The 1,538-nt window shown below is 43.4% G+C and carries 2 protein-coding genes; one reads left to right on the top strand and one right to left on the bottom strand.

The genetic code is table 11. The annotated features are described in order from the left end of the window. Positions 1–515, bottom strand: a 515-nt coding sequence (locus GNF10_RS36785) for a dihydroxy-acid dehydratase (RefSeq protein ID WP_185607482.1), incomplete at its 3' end; no start/stop codon positions are given. A gap of 105 nt (positions 516–620) precedes the next feature. Here GNF10_RS36785 and GNF10_RS36780 point away from each other — a divergent pair. Further along, positions 621–1,517: a LysR family transcriptional regulator gene (locus GNF10_RS36780; RefSeq protein ID WP_185582405.1), complete on the top strand. Its 897-nt coding sequence runs from the start codon at positions 621–623 to the stop codon at positions 1,515–1,517. Positions 1,518–1,538 lie beyond the last annotated feature (21 nt).

The following is a 1,538-nucleotide window of genomic DNA, read 5'->3' as shown; positions in this document are numbered from 1 at the left end:
CTGTATTGACCAACTGCTTCAAAAGAACTAACAACGGTTAAATCGCGTCCGTTATAGTGACCGGGTTTAATTGTACCACCGTAAACGAATATTGCTGGGATATTCATCCGGGCGATCGCTAACATTGCGCCTGGCATATTTTTATCACAGCCGCCAATGGCTAGCACACCATCCATACTTTGTCCGGTACAGGCAGTTTCAATGGAATCAGCGATGACTTCCCGCGATACGAGGGAATATTTCATCCCTTCAGTTCCCATCGAAATCCCATCGCTGATGGTAATCGTGCCAAACATTTGTGGCATTGCTCCGGCGGTTTTAACGGCAACTTCTGCTATGAGCGCCAGTTGATTGATTCCCATATTGCAGGGAGTGATGGTGCTGTAACCGTTGGCTATACCGACAATGGCTTTGTTGAAATCTTCATCTTTAAAACCAACTGCACGCAGCATGGCTCGATTTGGCGATCGCTGCACTCCTTGCGTTACAACTTGGCTTCTCAAATTCTCCGACATAGTTACATCATCCTCTGACTTGCATGTATGAGTATCATAGATAGCAATTTTTGAGATGTCCAATATATATTTATGAATATTTGAGACTTATAAAATATCAAAACTATGGAACTGCGACACCTGCGCTACTTCATTGCTGTAGCTGAAGAACTGCACTTTAGTAGAGCCGCAGAGCGACTTCACATTGCTCAACCGCCCTTAAGCCAGCAAATTCAACAGCTAGAAGCAGAACTAGGAGTAGAACTTTTTCAACGCAAAACTAAACGACAGGTGCAGCTAACGGAAGCCGGACAAGTATTTTTGCAAGAAGCTTATCAATTGTTCGCTCAACTGTCCAAGGCAATTGATCTGACTCAACGGACAGGTAGGGGTGAGAAAGGACAACTACGAATAGGTTTCACCAGCTTGGTAACTTACGATTTGCTGCCTGTAATTTTGCGGCGGTTTCGAGAACAGTTTCTAAAGGTGGAGTTAGTATTGCAGGAATTAACGACAACTCAGCAAGAACAAGCGCTATTCAATCACCGCATCCATGTAGGTTTTGCCCATCCACCTTTAGAAGACAACACTCTCAATCAAGAATGTATTCAGCAAGAAGGACTAATTTTAGCTTTGCTAGAAACTCATTTCTTAGCCAGACAAGAAAATATTTCAGTGCGATCGCTAAAAGACGAAAATTTTATTATGTTTCCCCGCCATTTGGGCCCCGGACTTTACGATCAAATCCTGAGTCTTTGCCAGCAAGGAAATTTTAGCCCAAAAGTAACTCAAGAAGCAATCCAAATGCAAACAATTATCGGACTAGTGTCAGCGGGAATGGGGATTGCGATCGTACCGTCTTCTTTGCAAAATCTTCAAAGGGCTGGTGTAGTTTATCGCACTTTAGAAGAAAAAACACCATTAGTAGAAACGGCCGTAGTGTGGCGGCAAGAGGATATGACACCTGTTTTACGGGAGTTTCTACAAATTGTCAGAAGTGTCTGTGGTGAATTAATCAGTTAAAAAGGCGATCGCCTCCATTAG

This window comes from Nostoc sp. UCD121 (genome assembly GCF_014222285.1).
Classification (GTDB): Bacteria; Cyanobacteriota; Cyanobacteriia; order Cyanobacteriales; family Nostocaceae; genus Nostoc.
Note: the sequence above shows the minus strand (reverse complement) of the source record. Positions and strands in the feature narration are given on the sequence as shown.

Coding starts and splice junctions, on each gene's coding strand:
- GNF10_RS36780 (WP_185582405.1), top strand. CDS start 621: ATGGAACTGCGACACCTGCGCTACTTCATTGCTGTAGCTGAAGAACTG.